General features: G+C 68.0%; 16 protein-coding genes. 5 read left to right on the top strand and 11 right to left on the bottom strand.

Annotation, left to right across the window (positions count from 1 at the left end):
- The first annotated feature begins 7 nt into the window (after window positions 1-7).
- Both ACAV_RS14645 and ACAV_RS14640 read left to right on the top strand, forming a co-directional pair.
- On the top strand, window positions 8-1,099 hold the full coding sequence (locus ACAV_RS14645) for a tartrate dehydrogenase (protein ID WP_013595349.1): 1,092 nt from the start codon (window positions 8-10) through the stop codon (window positions 1,097-1,099).
- A 42-nt stretch (window positions 1,100-1,141) separates the two neighbouring features.
- On the top strand, window positions 1,142-2,647 hold the full coding sequence (locus ACAV_RS14640) for an NAD-dependent succinate-semialdehyde dehydrogenase (RefSeq protein WP_013595348.1): 1,506 nt from the start codon (window positions 1,142-1,144) through the stop codon (window positions 2,645-2,647).
- Window positions 2,648-2,677: 30 nt separating this feature from the next.
- Here ACAV_RS14640 and ACAV_RS14635 read toward each other — a convergent pair whose 3' ends face one another.
- The 5 genes from ACAV_RS14635 to ACAV_RS14615 all read right to left on the bottom strand — a co-directional run bounded on the left by ACAV_RS14635 (window position 2,678) and on the right by ACAV_RS14615 (window position 9,544).
- Entirely contained in the window at window positions 2,678-4,288 is a 1,611-nt protein-coding gene (locus ACAV_RS14635; RefSeq protein WP_013595347.1) for a methyl-accepting chemotaxis protein, read from the bottom strand.
- Window positions 4,289-4,466: 178 nt separating this feature from the next.
- A complete protein-coding gene (locus ACAV_RS14630) occupies window positions 4,467-5,375 on the bottom strand; it encodes a LysR family transcriptional regulator (protein ID WP_041828786.1) in 909 nt (302 codons plus the stop codon).
- 54 nt (window positions 5,376-5,429) lie between these two features.
- The gene (locus ACAV_RS14625) at window positions 5,430-7,148 is read right to left on the bottom strand and encodes a phosphoethanolamine transferase (protein ID WP_013595345.1); all 1,719 of its coding nucleotides are present in this window, start codon (window positions 7,146-7,148) and stop codon (window positions 5,430-5,432) included.
- 283 nt (window positions 7,149-7,431) lie between these two features.
- Window positions 7,432-8,301: an S-formylglutathione hydrolase gene (gene fghA / locus ACAV_RS14620; protein WP_041829237.1), complete on the bottom strand. Its 870-nt coding sequence runs from the start codon at window positions 8,299-8,301 to the stop codon at window positions 7,432-7,434.
- Window positions 8,302-8,437: 136 nt separating this feature from the next.
- Entirely contained in the window at window positions 8,438-9,544 is a 1,107-nt protein-coding gene (locus tag ACAV_RS14615) for an S-(hydroxymethyl)glutathione dehydrogenase/class III alcohol dehydrogenase (RefSeq protein WP_013595343.1), read from the bottom strand.
- Between the two features lie 221 nt (window positions 9,545-9,765).
- Between ACAV_RS14615 and ACAV_RS14610 the strand changes: the two genes are divergently transcribed.
- From ACAV_RS14610 to ACAV_RS14600, 3 genes are read left to right on the top strand one after another with little or no spacing between them, the layout of a single operon-like run.
- Window positions 9,766-10,767: a GlxA family transcriptional regulator gene (locus ACAV_RS14610; RefSeq protein ID WP_013595342.1), complete on the top strand. Its 1,002-nt coding sequence runs from the start codon at window positions 9,766-9,768 to the stop codon at window positions 10,765-10,767.
- An 11-nt stretch (window positions 10,768-10,778) separates the two neighbouring features.
- A complete protein-coding gene (locus ACAV_RS14605) occupies window positions 10,779-11,339 on the top strand; it encodes a GNAT family N-acetyltransferase (RefSeq protein ID WP_013595341.1) in 561 nt (186 codons plus the stop codon).
- Between the two features lie 9 nt (window positions 11,340-11,348).
- Window positions 11,349-11,603, top strand: a complete 255-nt coding sequence (locus tag ACAV_RS14600; protein ID WP_013595340.1) for a hypothetical protein — start codon at window positions 11,349-11,351, stop codon at window positions 11,601-11,603.
- Window positions 11,604-11,681: 78 nt separating this feature from the next.
- Here ACAV_RS14600 and ACAV_RS14595 read toward each other — a convergent pair whose 3' ends face one another.
- Genes ACAV_RS14595 through sdhC form a run of 6 tightly spaced genes read right to left on the bottom strand, consistent with a single transcriptional unit; the run spans window position 11,682 to window position 16,739 of the window.
- Window positions 11,682-12,992, bottom strand: coding sequence for a citrate synthase (locus ACAV_RS14595; RefSeq protein WP_013595339.1), 1,311 nt, complete (start codon window positions 12,990-12,992; stop codon window positions 11,682-11,684).
- Between the two features lie 16 nt (window positions 12,993-13,008).
- Window positions 13,009-13,302: an FAD assembly factor SdhE gene (locus ACAV_RS14590; RefSeq protein ID WP_013595338.1), complete on the bottom strand. Its 294-nt coding sequence runs from the start codon at window positions 13,300-13,302 to the stop codon at window positions 13,009-13,011.
- A 7-nt stretch (window positions 13,303-13,309) separates the two neighbouring features.
- On the bottom strand, window positions 13,310-14,011 hold the full coding sequence (locus tag ACAV_RS14585) for a succinate dehydrogenase iron-sulfur subunit (protein ID WP_013595337.1): 702 nt from the start codon (window positions 14,009-14,011) through the stop codon (window positions 13,310-13,312).
- 30 nt (window positions 14,012-14,041) lie between these two features.
- Complete coding sequence (gene sdhA / locus ACAV_RS14580; protein ID WP_013595336.1) at window positions 14,042-15,850, bottom strand: succinate dehydrogenase flavoprotein subunit; 1,809 nt, start codon at window positions 15,848-15,850, stop codon at window positions 14,042-14,044.
- Window positions 15,851-15,884: 34 nt separating this feature from the next.
- Window positions 15,885-16,250: a succinate dehydrogenase, hydrophobic membrane anchor protein gene (sdhD, locus tag ACAV_RS14575; RefSeq protein ID WP_013595335.1), complete on the bottom strand. Its 366-nt coding sequence runs from the start codon at window positions 16,248-16,250 to the stop codon at window positions 15,885-15,887.
- Between the two features lie 54 nt (window positions 16,251-16,304).
- Window positions 16,305-16,739 carry a succinate dehydrogenase, cytochrome b556 subunit gene (sdhC, locus tag ACAV_RS14570; RefSeq protein ID WP_013595334.1) on the bottom strand — a complete coding sequence of 145 codons (435 nt, stop codon included), beginning with the start codon at window positions 16,737-16,739 and terminating at the stop codon, window positions 16,305-16,307.
- Window positions 16,740-16,811: the final 72 nt, after the last annotated feature.

Below are 16,811 nucleotides of genomic sequence, written 5' to 3'. Positions count from 1 at the left end.
GAAGACCATGGAGACCATTTTCCGCATCGCGGTGCTGCCCGGCGACGGCATCGGCAAGGAAGTCATGCCCGAGGGGCTGCGGGCGATCCAGGCGGCGGCCGGGCGCTTCGGCTTCGCGCTGGAACTGCACACCTTCGACTGGGCGAGCTGCGACTACTACCTCGCCCACGGAAAGATGATGCCCGACGACTGGAAGGCGCAGTTGCAGGGCATGGACGCGATCTTCTTCGGCGCCGTCGGCTGGCCCGCCACCGTGCCCGACCATGTCTCGCTCTGGGGATCGCTGCTGAAGTTCCGCCGCGAGTTCGACCAGTACATCAACCTGCGCCCCGTGCGCCTGTTCGAGGGCGTGCCCTGCCCGCTGGCCGGCCGCAAGCCCGGCGACATCGACTACTACGTGGTGCGCGAGAACACCGAGGGCGAGTACACCTCGCTGGGCGGCATCATGTACGAGGGCACGGACCGCGAGATCGTGATCCAGGAGTCGGTGTATTCGCGCAAGGGCGCCGAACGGCTGCTGAAGTTCGCCTTCGACCTCGCCCAGAGCCGCCCGAAGAAACACGTGACGCTCGCCACCAAGAGCAACGGCATCGCCATCAGCATGCCCTGGTGGGACCAGCGTGCAGACGACGTGGCCAAGGGCTACCCCGGCATCACGCTGGACAAGCAGCACATCGACATCCTGACGGCGCGCTTCGTGCTGCAGCCCGGGCGCTTCGACGTGGTGGCGGCGACGAACCTGTTCGGCGACATCCTGTCGGACCTGGGCCCGGCGACCACCGGCACGATCGGCCTGGCGCCGTCGGCCAACCTGAACCCCGAGCGCACGTTCCCGAGCCTGTTCGAGCCGGTGCACGGCTCGGCGCCGGACATCTACGGCAGGAACATCGCCAACCCGATCGCGATGGTGTGGTCGGGGGCGCTGATGCTGGACTTCCTGACGCAGGGCCAGGGCGCAGGGCGGCAGGCGCACGATGCGATCGTCGCGGCGATCGAAGAGGTGATCAGGAGCGGCCCGAAGACGCCGGACCTGGGCGGCACGGCCAATACCACGCAGGTGGGCGAGGCCATCGCCGCCGTCATCTCAGCCGCGGCTTGAGCTGGCCACGAAATCGACCTCCCTCCTGCCTTTTCACGCACCATGACTTCTTCCGCTTCGATCCCTTCCGCCACTTCCGCTCTCTCCGCCGCCGCCCAGCCGCTGGTGCGCAGCCAGCTCTGCATTGCCGGCCGCTGGCAGGCGGCCGCCAGCGGCGCCACCTTCGCCGTCACCGATCCGGCCACGGGCGACACGATCGCGCACGTGCCCGACGGCAGCGCCGAGGACGCGCGCGCCGCCACCGACGCCGCCCACGCGGCCTTCGCCACCTGGCGCCACGTGCCGGCCAAGCAGCGCGCGGCCCTCATCAAGCGCTGGAACGATCTCGTCCTGGCCCACCAGGAAGGGCTCGGCGCACTCATCTCGCTGGAGCAGGGCAAGCCGCTCGCCGAGGGCAAGGGCGAGGTCGCCTATGCCGCGAGCTACATCGAATGGTTCGGCGAAGAGGCCACGCGCATGAACGGCGAGGTCATCCCCGCGCCCGTGCCGGGCCGGCGCATGTTCGCCCTCAAGGAGCCCGTGGGCGTGGTGGCCGCCATCACGCCGTGGAACTTCCCCGCCGCGATGATCGCGCGCAAGATCGCCCCCGCGCTCGCCGCCGGCTGCACGGTGGTCTGCAAGCCGGCCGAGGACACGCCGCTCACCTCGCTCGCGCTCGTCGCCCTGGCCGAGGAAGCGGGCATTCCACCGGGCGTGCTCAACATCGTCACCGCCTCGCGCGAGCACACGCCCGCAGTGGTGGATGCCTGGCTCGACGATTCCCGCGTGCGCAAGATCACCTTCACCGGCTCCACGCCCGTGGGCAAGCACCTGGCGCGCCGCAGCGCCGACACGCTCAAGAAGCTCTCGCTGGAGCTGGGCGGCAATGCCCCCTTCATCGTGTTCGAGGATGCCGACGTGGACGCCGCCGTGGGCGGATTCATGGCCGCGAAGTTCAGGAACGGCGGGCAGACCTGCGTGAGCCCGAACCGGGTGTACGTGCACGCGGCCGTACACGACGAGTTCGCGGGCAAGCTCGCCGCGCGGGTGGCAGCGCTCCAGGTGGGCCCGGCCACGGACCCGGCCTCGCAGATCGGCCCGATGATCAACGCGCGCGCCGTCGAGAAGATCGAGCGCCATGTGCAGGACGCCGTGGCCCGTGGCGCGAAGGTGCTCGCGGGCGGCCGGCGGCTGGTGGAGCTGGGCGCCCACTACTACGCGCCCACCGTGCTCACGGGCGCCGACGCCAGCATGGCCTGCGCCTGCGAGGAGACCTTCGGCCCGGTGGCGCCGCTCACCGTCTTCGACGGCGAAGAGGAAGTGATCGCCGCCGCCAACGACACGCCCTTCGGCTTGGCCGCGTACTTCTACAGCAATGACGTGCGCCGCATCTGGCGCGTGGCCGATGCGCTGGAGACGGGCATCGTGGGCATCAACGAAGGCGCGCTGGCGGCCGAGGCCGCACCCTTCGGCGGCGTGAAGGAATCCGGCTACGGCCGCGAAGGTTCCACCCACGGGCTGGACGACTACCTCCACACCAAGTACCTCTGCCAGGGGCAGCTGGACTAAAAAGGAAGACGCGCGCGCGGCCCCGTGCGTTCAGGGGGCCAGGGCCGGCAGCGGATGCGCCGGGCGGGCATCCAGCTGCGCCAGGTCGCTGCCCTGCAGGCGGAACACGGCGAGCGCATCGCGCAGCACCGCCACCTGCGCAGCCATGGCCGAGGTGGCCGCGCTGGCTTCTTCCACCATGGCGGCGTTCTGCTGGGTCATCTCGTCCATCTGGGTCACGGCGCGGTTCACCTCCTCGATGCCGGCGGTCTGCTGTGCATTGGCCGAGGCGATACCCTCCATCAGGCCCGAGATGCGCTGCACCGAGTCCACCACGTCGCCCATGGTGCGGCCCGCCTGTTCGACCAGGTCGGAGCCGCTGCGCACCTCGGCCACCGATTCGCTGATGAGGGCCTTGATCTCGCGCGCCGCCGAGGCGGAACGCTGCGCCAGGCTGCGCACCTCGCCCGCCACCACCGCGAAGCCGCGGCCCTGCTCGCCCGCGCGGGCGGCTTCCACGGCCGCGTTCAGCGCCAGGATGTTGGTCTGGAACGCGATGCCGTCGATCACGCCGATGATCTCGCTGATCTTGCCCGAACTGGCGTTGATGGCCCGCATGCTTTCCACGACCCTGCCCACGGCTTCGCCGCCCTGGGCGGCCGTCTGCGCCGTGGCGGACACGTACTGCGCGGCCTGCCGGGCGTTGTCGGCGTTCTGCCGCACCGTGGCGGTGAGTTCTTCCATGCTGGAGGCCGTCTGCTGCAGCGAGGAGGCCTGCTGTTCCGTGCGGCGTGACAGGTCGGCATTGCCCTGCGCGATCTCCGCGGCGGCGTGGTCGATCGTGCCTGTGGCCTGCTGGATGCGCTGCAGGATGTGCCCGAGCCGGTCGCGCATGAAGCCGATGGCATGCATCAGGCTGCGATCGTCGCCGCGCCGCAGGGCGATGGAGGCCTGCAGGTCGCCCTCGGCCATGCGCAGTGCGGCCTGCGCTGCCGCGGCGGGCTCGCCGCCCACCGAACGCTCGATGTCGCGCACGACGAAGCCCGTGATCACCGAAATGCAGATGCCGAGCAGGGCGAGCACGCCCAGCGCGCGGTAGAGCGTGCTGCGGAATGTCTGCTCGATGTCGTCCACGTAGTCGCCCGCCACCAGGTCCCAGTTCCACGGCTTGAAGCGCACCGCATAGCCGATTTTGGGGCTGGGGGCGTCGCTGCCGGGCCGTGGCCACCAGTATTCGAGGAAGCCTCGGCCCCGCGCCGAACTGCCGGCGGCCGCGATATCGACATACAGCGGCGTGCCCTTGGCATCCTTGAAGGACAGCATGTTCCTGCCGTCGAGCTCGGGCTTGATCGGATGCATCACCATGGCGGAGTCGGCGCCCACGATCGTCACGTAGCCGTCCTTGCCGTAGCGCTGCGCCGCCACGCGTTCCCGGGCGGCGCGGCGTGCCTCCTCCTGCGTCATCTTTCCGGACCGGGCCTGCTTGTCGTAGTCGCCGACGACGGACAGCGCCATGTCGGTGATGTCGGCCAGGGCGGTGCGCCGCGCTTCGTACTGGAGCGTGCGTGTCTGCCAGGCATTCACGAACGTGAGGGCGAACAGGCCCAGCAGGGCCAGGACGAGGGGAAGCCAGAGCTTCTGCCGGAGGGTGAGGTGTTTCATGGGGTAACGCGATTGCAATGCGGCGCATTGTCGAAGCCGCCCCCAGGCCGATCCAACGCAAAATCTCGCGCGGCCTCCATCGAAAAAATCGATGGTGGCATCTGAAATTCCAATACGGTGAAAGCGGCCTGCCGCCCATCGGGGCTTTCCCCAGGGCTGCTGCACCGCTGCGGGGCATTCAGGCCACCGGCTTCCTCCGGCGCGCCACCATGGTGCGTGCGGCATAGGCCTGTGCCGAACCGAGCACCGTTTCGGCGATGTCCGAGCCGGGATCCTCGCGAAAGCAGGCGTGGATGGGAAGGGGCGTGAGCACGCAATCGCTGGGCAGGACGCGCAGCGGCATGCGCCCCGACAGGTGCCGGGTGACCGCGCGCGGCAGCAATGCGATGCCGAATTCGCCTTCCACGAGTTGCAGCATGGCGGAAATGGACGAGACGGCATGCACCCTCGGTACCGGCACCGCGGCCTCCTGGAAGAGCTTCATGAGCGTCTGGTGGGGCTGGGAGCCGCGCAGGAAGGTCAGCAGGTCGTGCTGTGCGAGCCGCGCGAGGTCATAGTGGCGCTCGGTGTGCAGCGCCTTGTGGCCCACGAACACCATCTCCATGGGCGCCATGGAGTGGTTGCGCACACCGTTGTCCGCCACGGGCATCCCCGTGAAGACGAGATCCTGCGCACCGCGCCGCACCTGGTCCGCCAGCACCGCGGAGGTGTCCACGGTGAGCTCCAGCTCGAACCCCGGCCGGCTCTTGCGCATCTCCTGCAGCCAGCCGGTCAGCCAGCTGTGCACCACCGATTCGATGGCGCCGATGCGCAGTACGGCCGGCGCCGTCGGGCTGCTGCCCAGTTCCTCCTTCACGCGCCGCTGCAGAGCCAGCAACTGCACCGCCAGCCGCTGGAAGCGCTGGCCCGCGGCCGTGAGCCGGAACTGGCGCTCGCGCCGGTCCAGCAGCACCACGCCCAGTTCGGCCTCCAGCGAAGCGATGCGGCTCGACAGGGCGGATTGGGTGATGTGCAGCTTTTCAGCAGCCCGCGTGATGCTCTTGAGCGAAACAGCCCAGTGGAAGGCCTCGACGAAGCGCAGGTTCATGGGCGGCATTGTGGCCGCTCGCATCCCGGCAGTACGCCTGCACCGGGCCGCTTCTCAGCCGCGTGCCGCCACGCGGCAAGCCGCGTACATGTCCTGCGCCGGCTGGTAGGCGCCGGTCTGCACGTCCATGAGCCCGAGCACGGAGTGGAAATAGTTGTCGTGCGTGATGCGGCGGCTGCGCAGGTCCTTCTGCAGGCAGGCGGTCGCGATGCCGCTGCGCTGCTGCATGGCGGGCGACAGCCAGGTGATCCACGGCACGTGCTTTTGCACGTCGGGCGCGATGGAGTAGGGCATGCCGTGCAGGTAGATGCCGCCCTCGCCCAGGGATTCGCCATGGTCGGCCACGTACACCATGGCGGTCTCGGCGCTGGCCGAGCGTGCCTCCAGCCAGCCGATGGTGCTGTTCAGGAAATGGTCCGTGGAGACGATGCTGTTGTCGTAGGCATTCACCACCTGCTCGCGCGTGCATTCCTGCAGCGCGGAGGTCGTGCACTCGGGCAGGAACTTCTTCTGCGAGGGCAGCGAGCGCCGGGTGTACGCCGGCCCGTGGCTGCCCATCTGGTGCAGCACCACCACCACGCCCCGCGCGCGCTGCTCGGCGGGAAGCGCGGCGATGCGCGCATCCAGCCCCTGCAGCATGACGTCGTCCAGGCACTCCTTGCCGTCCGCGCACCAGGTCGGATCGGTCGGCGTGGCAGAGGTGCTGACCGTGGGCACGCGGTCGCACACGCCCTTGCAGCCGGACTGGTTGTCCACCCACAGCACGGCCAGCCCGGCATGCTGCAGCACGTCCATCAGGGTTTCGTAGTCCGCGCCGCGCTTTTCGTAGGCTTCCTTGCCCAGGTGCGCGTACATGCAGGGCACGGATGCCGCCGTGCTGGTTCCGCAGGACCAGGCATCGGTGGCGCTGGCGATGTCCTTGCGGGCCGACAGCTCGGGCGTCGTCTCGCGCGCATAGCCGTTGAGGCCGAAATTGCCGCTGCGGCCGGTTTCACCCAGCACCAGCACCAGCAGCGGGGGCCTGGCCTGTCCCGCATAGCTTGCGCCCAGCCGGGCGTCGCGACCCAGCGGCTGCAGCGGGCCGCGGCTGCGGCGCAGCGGCTTGGCCGCCAGGCTGCCGACGGCATAGACACTGTTGAGCGGATTGATCAGGTAGCGCATGCGCGTGTGATTGCGCATGGTGGACGAGAAGTCCTGGAAGACCGCCAGGATACAGGCCGCCGCGACGGCCAGCGCGCCCAGCATGAAGGCCGCTTGGTGCACCGCCCGGCGGCGCCATCCCAGCGGGCGCACCCGGATCCGGGCCAGCCACACCAGCGGCGGGCCGGCCATGGCGAGCATCGACAGCGGCAGCTTCCAGGTGACCAGGTCGGCGGCCTCGCGTGCATCCGTCTGGACCACGTTGGTGATCATGCCCGGATCGATCACGATGCCGTAGGTGCCCATGAAATAGGCGCCTGCCGCGGCCGCCAGAACGGCCAGCGAGAGCACGGGCTTGAGCGCCTTGCCCCAGGCAAGGATCGAGAGCACGGCCGCCGTGGCGAACGACACCGCCACCATGAAGGCCAGGAAAAACACCCCGCCGCGCAGCGTGTGGGCGCCCGGCAGGCGCACCACTTCGCTCCAGAGAGGGAGATTGCAGACCGTGCCGATCCAGAGGCAGGCGATCAGCAGCACGGCCATGGGATGCAGGCCTTCGGCGGACGTGCGGGCCAGGGGGCGGCCGGACGCGGCGGAAGGGAAACGGAACGGGAGCACGGACGACGAAAGCATGGCAGCAGTGTGAAAACTGCGGCTTAAGACAGCATTAATGGGCCCGCGGGCCGCCCGGTCTCGCGGCCGGGGAGCGCCGTCGTGGGCATCCGCTGCCCGGCAGCCCCATCCAGGGCCTGCGGGCCCTGCGGGTCGTGTGCTGTCATCATCCCTCCTGCATGTCGCCTTGCCGGCCGTCCGGCTGCTGTCATCAAGGCGACATTATTCCGTCATCCGGAAAGATGGCGGGCAGGATTTTCCCGAATGGCCGAGCCGGCCCGGGATGGAATGGAAAGGCCGGGCCTCAGCCCAGCCGGTCTGCGTGGTGGGCGATGTGGTCGCCGATCACCGACTGGACGAAGTAGTAGCCGTGGTCGTAGTCCGCGTGCCGGCGCAGGGTGAGCGGCTGCTTGACCAGCGCGCATGCCGCTTCGAACACGTGGGGGTGCAGTTGCTCGGCAAGGAAGGCATCCGCCATGCCCTGGTCCACCAGGATGCCGTCCGGGTAGGGCACGGTGGGCTGGCGCTGCATCAGCACGGTGGCGTCGTGCGCCTGCCAGGTCTTGCAGGACACGCCGAAGTAGCGGCGGAAGGCCTTGTCGCCCCAGGCGCACTGGGAGGCCGCGCAGATCGGCGCGATGGCCGACAGGGAGCGGAACACGCCGCGGTGGCGCAGGGCCAGCGTGATCGCGCCGTGGCCGCCCATGGAGTGGCCCATGACACCCAGGCGCGCCGTGTCGATCGGCAGCACCCGCTCCAGCAGCGGGATCAGTTCCTCGATGAGGTAGCTTTCCATGCGCCAGTGGCGCTGCCACGGCTCCTCGGTGGCGTCGAGGTAGAAACCGGCCCCGATGCCGAAGTCCCAGTCGGTGCTGGCGCCCTCGAAGGCCTCGGCCTGCGGGCCGCGCGGGCTGGTGTCGGGCGAGATGAGGGCGATGCCCCGTTCGGCGGCGAAGCGCTGGGCGCCTGCCTTGATCATGAAGGTCTCCTCGGTGCAGGTCAGCCCTGCGAGGTACATCAGCGTGGGCACCTTGCGCCCGGGTTCGCGCAGCGCCGCGGGAGGGAGGTACACCCCGAACTTCATCGGGAGACCGATTTCCACGGAAGAATGCCGGTAGAAACGCTGGGAGCCGCCGAAGCAGGCGTGCTCGCCCAGCAGTTCCAGGCCGGGCACCTGGGCAGCGCGGGGCCTGCGCGCGGCCGCTTCCAGGGCGGCCTTCACGTCGTCGGGAGGTTCAATGGGTTGGTAGGTCATGGCTGTGGATCGGAATCGCATGCCGGGCGGCACCGGCCCGGCAGTCGCTATTGGATCAGTAAACGACGACGCCGCGGATCGACTCGCCGCGTTTCATCAGGTCGAAGCCCTTGTTGATGTCCTCCAGGGGCATCGTGTGGGTGATGAGGCTGTCGATGTCGATCTTGCCTTCCATGTACCAGTCCACGATCTTCGGCACGTCGGTGCGGCCGCGCGCACCGCCGAAGGCCGAGCCCTTCCACTGCCGGCCCGTGACGAGCTGGAACGGGCGGGTGCTGATCTCGGCACCGGCCTCTGCCACGCCGATGATGATGCTCTGGCCCCAGCCCTTGTGCGTGCACTCCAGCGCCTGGCGCATCACCTTGGTGTTGCCGATGCACTCGAAGGAGTAATCTGCGCCGCCGTCGGTCAGTTGCACGATGGCATCCACCACGTTCTCCACTTCGTTCGGGTTGATGAAGTGCGTCATGCCGAACTGGCGCGCCATCTCCTGGCGGGCGGGGTTGATGTCCACGCCGATGATCTTGTCCGCGCCCACCATCTTCGCGCCCTGGATCACGTTCAGGCCGATGCCGCCCAGGCCGAACACCACCACGTTCGCGCCGGCCTCCACCTTGGCCGTGAACAGCACCGCGCCGATGCCGGTGGTCACGCCGCAACCGATGTAACAGACCTTGTCGAAGGGCGCGTCCTCGCGGATCTTGGCCAGCGAGATCTCCGGCGCCACCGTGTAGTTGCTGAAGGTGCTGGTACCCATGTAGTGGAAGATCGGCTGGCCGTCGATGCTGAAGCGGCTGGTGGCGTCGGGCATCAGGCCCTTGCCCTGCGTGCCGCGGATCAGCTGGCACAGGTTGGTCTTGCGCGAGAGGCAGAACTTGCACTGGCGGCACTCGGGCGTGTAGAGCGGGATCACGTGGTCGCCCTTCTTGAGCGAGGTGACGCCCGGGCCCACGTCCACGACCACGCCCGCGCCTTCATGGCCCAGGATGGCCGGGAAGATGCCTTCCGGATCGGCGCCCGAGAGGGTGTAGTAATCGGTGTGGCAGATGCCCGTGGCCTTGATCTCCACCAGCACCTCGCCGAACTTCGGGCCCTGGAGGTCCACGGTCTCGATGGTCAGGGGTTCGCCGGATTTCCAGGCAACGGCTGCTTTGGTCTTCATGGGGGTGCTTTCGAAAGGGAAGGAGAGGAGGGCGGGCGGCCTGCCCCGGGGCGCGGCATGTCGATCGGGGACAATCCGCGCATGCCCCGGACGGCCGGGCCGCGCGAGCGAAAAAAGCAATCCCGCTTTATAGAGCAAGCCGGGCAGGCCTGGCCAGCACGGGCCCGCCGATGTCCGGTGACCGGCCCGCTTTGTCCGATGATCGCCTCCCACCCCACCGCATGCACCCCGCCCAGCCCCTGTCCGTCCACATCGTCGTCTATCCGGGATTCAAGGCGCTGGAAGCCGTGGGGCCGCTCTCGGTGTTCGACTATGCGAATGTGCACCTCGCGCGGCGCGGCCGGCCGCCCGGCTATGCCGTGTCCATCGCCGCCCGCACGCGGGGCGCCGTGCGCTCCGACACGCTGATGGCCCTGGACGCCACCGAGGTGCTGTGCACCGGCGGCGATCCGGCGTGCGGGGCGATGCCGGACACGGCCCTGCTGGTCGGCGCCCGCCACATCGAGGCGGCCCTGGCCGATGCCCCGGAGATCGTGGCATGGGCGCGCACCGCGGCACCGCGCGTGCGCCGCATGGTAGCCCTGTGCTCCGGCAGCTTCTTCCTGGCCGCCGCCGGCCTGCTCGACGGACGCCGGGCCGCGACCCACTGGAGCGTGGCCGCCCGGCTGCAGGAATTGCATCCGGGCGTGGCGGTCGATCCCGATGCGATCTACGTGCGCGACGGCCACCTCTGGACCTCGGCCGGCGTCACCGCGGGCATCGACCTCGCCCTTGCGCTGGTGGAGGAAGACTACGGCCATGCCCTCGCACTGGAGGTGGCGCGCGACATGGTCATGTACCTCAAGCGGCCCGGCGGGCAATCGCAGTTCAGCGTGCAGCTCGCGAGCCAGGCCACCACCCACCGCGGCATGCAGGAGGTGCAGGCCTGGGCGCTGGAGCACCTGTCCGAGCCGCTCACCCTGCAGGTGCTGGCCGGGCACGCCGCGATGAGCGAGCGCCACTTCCGCCGCGTGTTCGCGCAGGAAACGGGGCGCAGCCCCTCGGCCTTCCTGGAGTCGGCCCGGCTGGAGGCCGCGCGCCGGCTGCTCGAATCCGACGCCGCCCTGCCGCTCAAGACCGTGGCCGCGCGCGTCGGGCTGGGCTCGGAGCAGGCGCTGCGGCACCTGTTCCTGCGGCACCTGGGCATTCCGCCCCAGGCCTACCGGGAGCGCTTCGGCGACTGAATTCCGACCATATGCCATTGACCATATCGACCGCATTCCCTGATATCGAGATCCACACCCCCCGCTGCCTGCTGCGTCCCTTCCGCGGGGGCGACCTGCCCGGCGTCTTCGAGGGCCTGAGCGATCCGCGCGTCATCGAACACTACGGCGTGCGCTATGCCAGCCTGGAAGCCACCCGCGAGCAGCTCCACTGGTACGGCCGCATCCAGCAGGAAGGCACCGGGCAATGGTGGTGCATCTGCCTGGCCGGGGCCCCGGAGCACCTGATCGGGGCCTGCGGCTTCAACGACATCGACCGGGAACACCGCCGGGCCGAGATCGGCTACTGGCTGCTGCCGGCGCACTGGGGCCAGGGCCTGGCCCGCGAGGCCGTCGCCGCGGCCATCCGCCATGCCTTCGGCCGGCTGGGCATCCACCGGATCGGCGCCGATGTGGACATGGAGAACCATGCCAGCGCGGCGCTGCTGGCGAGGCTGGGGTTCACGCGCGAGGGGGTGCGGCGGGGGTATGAGATGAAGGAGGGGCGGGCGATCGATCTGCAGCTGTTTTCGCGGCTGGCGACGGATCAGTAGGAATGTGTCATGAAGGTCTTTGGGACTGTTTTCCTCGGCATATTTTTCGCCGCCGCAGCGTACTTCGGCATGTTCCACGGCTTTGCCGCATGGTATGGCCCACGTTACATCAGGAGCGACAACGACATCGGAGATCTCATCCTGATCTCGCTGGGCGTGTGCTGCATGGCCTTCCTGCTGGGCGGATGGGTGGGATACAGGCTGTATGGACATACGCGGCGGCAGAGCAGCAGCCGTGAGCACTCCCGGCAGAGCGAACAATGAAAAAACCGCCACGGAGACATGCCCCGCGGCGGTTTGTTCCTTACCGGCGCGGCCATCTATCGGCCGCGCGTCGACATATCAGCGCTGCGCGATCGGCTTCACCGTGCGCGGCTCGGCGCCCACGAACAGCTGGCGCGGACGGCCGATCTTGTACTCGGGGTCGCCGATCATCTCGTTGAGCTGGGCGATCCAGCCCACGGTGCGGGCCAGGGCGAAGATGCCGGTGAACAGGTTCACCGGGATGCCGATGGCGCGCTGCACGATGCCGGAGTAGAAGTCCACGTTCGGGTAGAGCTTGCGCTGCACGAAGTAGTCGTCTTCCAGGGCGATCTTCTCGAGTTCCTTGGCCAGGGCGAACAGCGGGTCCTTTTCCAGGCCCAGCTCGGCCAGCACCTCGTTGCAGGTTTCCTGCATGAGCTTGGCGCGCGGGTCGTAGTTCTTGTACACGCGGTGGCCGAAGCCCATGAGCTTGACGCCGGAGTTCTTGTCCTTGACCTGCTTGATGAACTCGCCGATCTTCTCCACGCCGCCCTGGGCCTGGATGTCGTGCAGCATGTTCAGGGCCGCTTCGTTGGCGCCGCCGTGGGCGGGGCCCCAGAGGCAGGCCACGCCGGCCGCGATGGCGGCGAACGGGTTGGTGCCCGACGAGCCGCACAGGCGCACCGTGGAGGTGGAGGCGTTCTGCTCGTGGTCGGCGTGCAGGATGAAGATGCGGTCCAGCGCGCGCTCGAGCACGGGGTTGACCTTGTATTCCTCGCAGGGCGTGCCGAACATCATGCGCAGGAAGTTGCCGGCATAGCTCAGGTCGTTCTGCGGGTACATGTAGGGCTGGCCCACGCCGTACTTGTAGGCCATGGCGACCAGGGTCGGCATCTTGGCGATCAGGCGGATGGCCGAGATCTCGCGGTGCTGCGGATTGTTGATGTCCGTGCTGTCGTGGTAGAAGGCCGAGAGGGCGCCCACCAGGCCCGTGAGCACGGCCATCGGGTGTGCGTCGCGGCGGAAGCCGCGCAGGAAGAACTGCATCTGCTCGTTGACCATCGTGTGCTTGGTCACGCTGTCGCTGAACTCCTGCTTCTGCGTGGCGTTCGGCAGCTCGCCCTTGAGCAGCAGGTAGCAGGTCTCGAGGTAGTCGCAATTGGTGGCCAGTTGCTCGATCGGGTAGCCGCGGTAGAGCAGTTCACCCTTGTCGCCGTCGATGTAGGTGATCGACGACTGGCATGCGGCCGTGGACAGGAAGCCCGGGTCGTACGTGAACATGCCCGTCTGGGCGTAGAGCTTGCGGATGTCCACCACGTCCGGACCCACGCTGCCGTGGTACACGGGCAATTCCACGCTCGGGCTGCCATTGCTGAACGAGAGCGTTGCTTTGTTGTCTGCCAGTTTCATTGAGTTTCCTTCGTAGTTAGCCCGCAAGCGGTGGAGTTGCCGGCGCGCGGCGGCGCAGCAGTTCGAGCACCTCCCTGACGTCCCCGGTGTCGAGCTCGCCGGAGGGTTCCTTGCGCCGCAGCAGCAGGTCCAGCAGGTCGTTGTCGGAGAGGTCCATCAGGGTGGCGATGCCCTGCGCCTGGCGATGCGTCAGGCGGGAGCCATGGGTCGCGAAGAACTGCTCGATGAAGAGGTCGTTCTCTACCAGGCCCCGGCGGCTGCGCCACCGGAGCTTGGCGACTTCGCGGTCGTCGAGCAGGTCTTCTGGCATGTTCAAGTCAGACGGCGCGGCGCACCATCAGTTCCTTGATCTTGCCGATGGCCTTCGTGGGGTTGAGGCCCTTGGGGCACACGTCCACGCAGTTCATGATGGTGTGGCAGCGGAAGAGGCGGTAGGGGTCTTCCAGGTTGTCCAGGCGGGCGCCCGTGGCTTCGTCGCGGCTGTCGGCGATGAAGCGGTAGGCCTGCAGCAGGCCGGCAGGGCCCACGAACTTGTCGGGGTTCCACCAGAAGCTCGGGCAGCTCGTGGAGCAGCTCGCGCACAGGATGCACTCGTACAGGCCGTTGAGCTCGTCGCGCTCCTCGGGGGACTGCAGGCGCTCCTTCTCGGGCGTGATGCCTTCCGTGATGAGGTAGGGCTTGATCGAGTGGTACTGCTTGAAGAACTGCGTCATGTCCACGATCAGGTCGCGGATCACGGGCAGGCCCGGCAGCGGCTTGAGCACGATGGTGCCCTTGAGCGTGTTCATGTTGGTGAGGCACGCCAGGCCGTTCTTGCCGTTGATGTTCATCGCGTCGGAGCCGCAGACGCCTTCGCGGCAGGAGCGGCGGAACGAGATGGACGGGTCCTGCGCCTTCAGCTTGACCAGGGCGTCGAGCAGCATGCGCTCATGGCCGTCGAGCTCGATCTCGACGGTCTGCATGTAGGGCTTGGCGTCCTTGTCCGGATCGTAGCGGTAGATTTGAAAGGTGCGCTTCATGGTGGTGTCTCGTGGGTTCTCGGGGGCGTATCAGAACGTGCGGACCTTGGGCGGCACGCTGTCCACGGTCAGGGGCTTGAGGTTCACGGGCTTGTAGGTGAGGCTGTTGCTGCCGCTGTGCCACAGCGTGTGCTTCATCCACTCCTTGTCGTTGCGGCCCAGCGGGAAGTCGGGGTGGTCGGCGGGGTGCTCGTAGTCGTACACCGTGTGCGCGCCGCGGCATTCCTTGCGGGCGGCGGCCGAGACCATCGTCGCCTGGGCGACCTCGATGAGGTTGTCCACTTCCAGCGCTTCCATGCGGGCCGTGTTCCACACCTTGGACTTGTCCTTCAGCGTGATCGCGCCCACGCGCTCGCGGATGGCGTTCACCTTCACCACGCCTTCGTCCATGCTTTCCTGCGTGCGGAACACGCCGGCGTGCTGCTGCATCGATGCGCGGATGTCGTTGGCGATGTCCTGGGCGTAGATGCCCTGGCTGGATTCCTGCAGCTGGTTCAGGCGCGCCAGCGTGCGGTCGGCGCCGTCGGCCGGCAGGGGCTTGTGCTCGCCGCTGTTCTTGACCATCTCGACGATGTGGCGGCCGGCGGACTTGCCGAACACCAGCAGGTCGAGCAGCGAGTTCGTGCCCAGGCGGTTGGCGCCGTGCACCGACACGCAGGAGCATTCGCCCACGGCGTACAGGCCGTTCACCACCTGGTTGTGGACCTCGCCGTTCTGGATCACGACCTGGCCGTTGATGTTGGTCGGGATGCCGCCCATCTGGTAGTGGATGGTGGGCACGACCGGGATCGGTTCCTTCGTGATGTCCACGTTGGCGAAGTTGACGCCGATCTCGTACACCGAGGGCAGGCGCTTGTGGATGGTCTCCGCGCCCAGGTGGTCGAGCTTGAGCAGCACGTAGTCCTTGTTGGGACCGCAGCCGCGGCCTTCCTTGATCTCCTGGTCCATGGAGCGGGAGACGAAGTCGCGCGGCGCCAGGTCCTTCAGCGTGGGCGCGTAGCGCTCCATGAAGCGTTCGCCGTTGCTGTTGAGCAGGATGGCGCCTTCGCCGCGGCAGCCCTCGGTCAGCAGCACGCCCGCGCCGGCCACGCCGGTGGGGTGGAACTGCCAGAACTCCATGTCCTGCAGCGGGATGCCGGCACGGGCCGCCATGCCCAGGCCGTCGCCGGTGTTGATGAACGCGTTGGTCGATGCCGCGAAGATGCGGCCCGCGCCGCCGGTGGCCAGCAGCACGGCCTTGGCCTGCAGCTGGTAGAGCTCGCCGGTTTCCAGTTCGAGGGCGGTCACGCCGACCACGTCGCCGGAGGCGTCGCGGATCAGGTCCAGGGCCATCCACTCGACGAAGAAGTTCGTCTTGGCCTTCACGTTCTGCTGGTAGAGCGTGTGCAGCATGGCGTGGCCGGTGCGGTCGGCCGCGGCGCAGGCGCGCTGCACGGGCTTCTCGCCGTAGTTGGCCGTGTGGCCGCCGAAGGGGCGCTGGTAGATGGTGCCGTCCGGGTTGCGGTCGAAGGGCATGCCGAAGTGTTCCAGCTCATACACCACCTTGGGGGCCTCGCGGCACATGAACTCGATGGCGTCCTGGTCGCCCAGCCAGTCGGAGCCCTTGATGGTGTCGTAGAAGTGGTAGTGCCAGTTGTCCTCGCTCATGTTGCCGAGCGAGGCCGACACGCCGCCCTGCGCCGCCACGGTGTGCGAGCGGGTGGGGAAGACCTTGGAGAGCGAGGCCACGTTCAGGCCCGCGCGGGAGAGTTCCAGCGCGGCACGCATGCCGGAGCCGCCCGCGCCGACGATGACGACGTCGAACTTGCGCGTGGTGATGTTCGCTTTGGTGTAGCTCATTGTTGTGTGCTCTTTCAGTCGCGGGGGAATCGGATCAGAGGCGCCAGAGGATCTGGATGCCCCAGCCGGCACAGCCGACGAGCCAGAAGATCGTGACCGCTTGCAGCGCCAGGCGCAGGCCGACGGGCTTGACGTAGTCCATCCACACGTCGCGCATGCCCACCCAGGCATGCCATGCCAGGCCGACGATGACGGAGAAGGTGAGGACCTTCATCCACTGGGCGCCGAAGATGCCGGCCCAGCGGTCGTAGCCGATGGGGCCCTTGGTGAGCACCAGCTGCGCCAGCACGACGAGGGTGAAGACGGCCATCAGGGCCGCGGTGACGCGCTGGCTGAGCCAGTCGCGCGTGCCGTAGTGGGCACCGACGACGGTGCGCTTGGAACCATAGTTCACGGACATGGGGAAATCCTTGGGAATCGTGGAAAGAGGGAGGGCGGTGCGCTGGCCGGGGGCTCAGTACAGGCCGAAGAGCTTGGCGCCGAGGATCACCGTCAGGCCGAGGCTGATCGCCAGCGTGACCTTCGCCGACATGCTGCCGAAATGCTTGTTCACGGCGTCGTGGCTCACGTCCATCCACAGGTGGCGCAGGCCGGCGGTGAAGTGGTGCAGGTAGGCCCAGATCAGCGCCAGCACCACGAGCTTGATGAACCAGCCGGGCACGAAGCCCAGGCCCGCGGTGAATGCCGAGGTGAACTTGCCGAACGAGATCTCCGAGGACACCGAGGTGTCGAACATCCACAGCACGAACGGCAGCAGCAGCAGCATGATCACACCGCTGATGCGGTGCAGGATCGACACCCATCCCGCGGCCGGCAGGCGGTACGTGGGCAGGTCCGTGAGGGCGTTGATGTTGCGGAATTCAGGCCGCTTTTTGGCGATCTCGGTCATGGCGGTGCTTTCGTGGATGTAACTGCTTTGTAATTTCGCGCAGGCGAAACGCCCAAAATTCTATTGCAATGC

Source organism: Paracidovorax avenae ATCC 19860, from assembly GCF_000176855.2.
GTDB classification, from domain to species: Bacteria; Pseudomonadota; Gammaproteobacteria; order Burkholderiales; family Burkholderiaceae_C; genus Paracidovorax; species Paracidovorax avenae.
Note: the sequence above shows the minus strand (reverse complement) of the source record. Positions and strands in the feature narration are given on the sequence as shown.

What these genes read in the sequence shown, in the direction of transcription:
- ACAV_RS14595 (WP_013595339.1), bottom strand. Translation starts at nt 12,992, where the DNA reads ATGAAACTGGCAGACAACAAAGCAACGCTCTCGTTCAGCAATGGCAGC.
- ACAV_RS14635 (WP_013595347.1), bottom strand. Translation starts at nt 4,288, where the DNA reads ATGAAACACCTCACCCTCCGGCAGAAGCTCTGGCTTCCCCTCGTCCTG.
- ACAV_RS14615 (WP_013595343.1), bottom strand. Translation starts at nt 9,544, where the DNA reads ATGAAGACCAAAGCAGCCGTTGCCTGGAAATCCGGCGAACCCCTGACC.
- ACAV_RS14640 (WP_013595348.1), top strand. Translation starts at nt 1,142, where the DNA reads ATGACTTCTTCCGCTTCGATCCCTTCCGCCACTTCCGCTCTCTCCGCC.
- sdhA (WP_013595336.1), bottom strand. Translation starts at nt 15,850, where the DNA reads ATGAGCTACACCAAAGCGAACATCACCACGCGCAAGTTCGACGTCGTC.
- ACAV_RS14590 (WP_013595338.1), bottom strand. Translation starts at nt 13,302, where the DNA reads ATGCCAGAAGACCTGCTCGACGACCGCGAAGTCGCCAAGCTCCGGTGG.
- sdhC (WP_013595334.1), bottom strand. Translation starts at nt 16,739, where the DNA reads ATGACCGAGATCGCCAAAAAGCGGCCTGAATTCCGCAACATCAACGCC.
- ACAV_RS14605 (WP_013595341.1), top strand. Translation starts at nt 10,779, where the DNA reads ATGCCATTGACCATATCGACCGCATTCCCTGATATCGAGATCCACACC.
- ACAV_RS14585 (WP_013595337.1), bottom strand. Translation starts at nt 14,011, where the DNA reads ATGAAGCGCACCTTTCAAATCTACCGCTACGATCCGGACAAGGACGCC.
- ACAV_RS14610 (WP_013595342.1), top strand. Translation starts at nt 9,766, where the DNA reads ATGCACCCCGCCCAGCCCCTGTCCGTCCACATCGTCGTCTATCCGGGA.
- ACAV_RS14625 (WP_013595345.1), bottom strand. Translation starts at nt 7,148, where the DNA reads ATGCTTTCGTCGTCCGTGCTCCCGTTCCGTTTCCCTTCCGCCGCGTCC.
- ACAV_RS14630 (WP_041828786.1), bottom strand. Translation starts at nt 5,375, where the DNA reads ATGAACCTGCGCTTCGTCGAGGCCTTCCACTGGGCTGTTTCGCTCAAG.
- ACAV_RS14645 (WP_013595349.1), top strand. Translation starts at nt 8, where the DNA reads ATGGAGACCATTTTCCGCATCGCGGTGCTGCCCGGCGACGGCATCGGC.
- sdhD (WP_013595335.1), bottom strand. Translation starts at nt 16,250, where the DNA reads ATGTCCGTGAACTATGGTTCCAAGCGCACCGTCGTCGGTGCCCACTAC.
- ACAV_RS14600 (WP_013595340.1), top strand. Translation starts at nt 11,349, where the DNA reads ATGAAGGTCTTTGGGACTGTTTTCCTCGGCATATTTTTCGCCGCCGCA.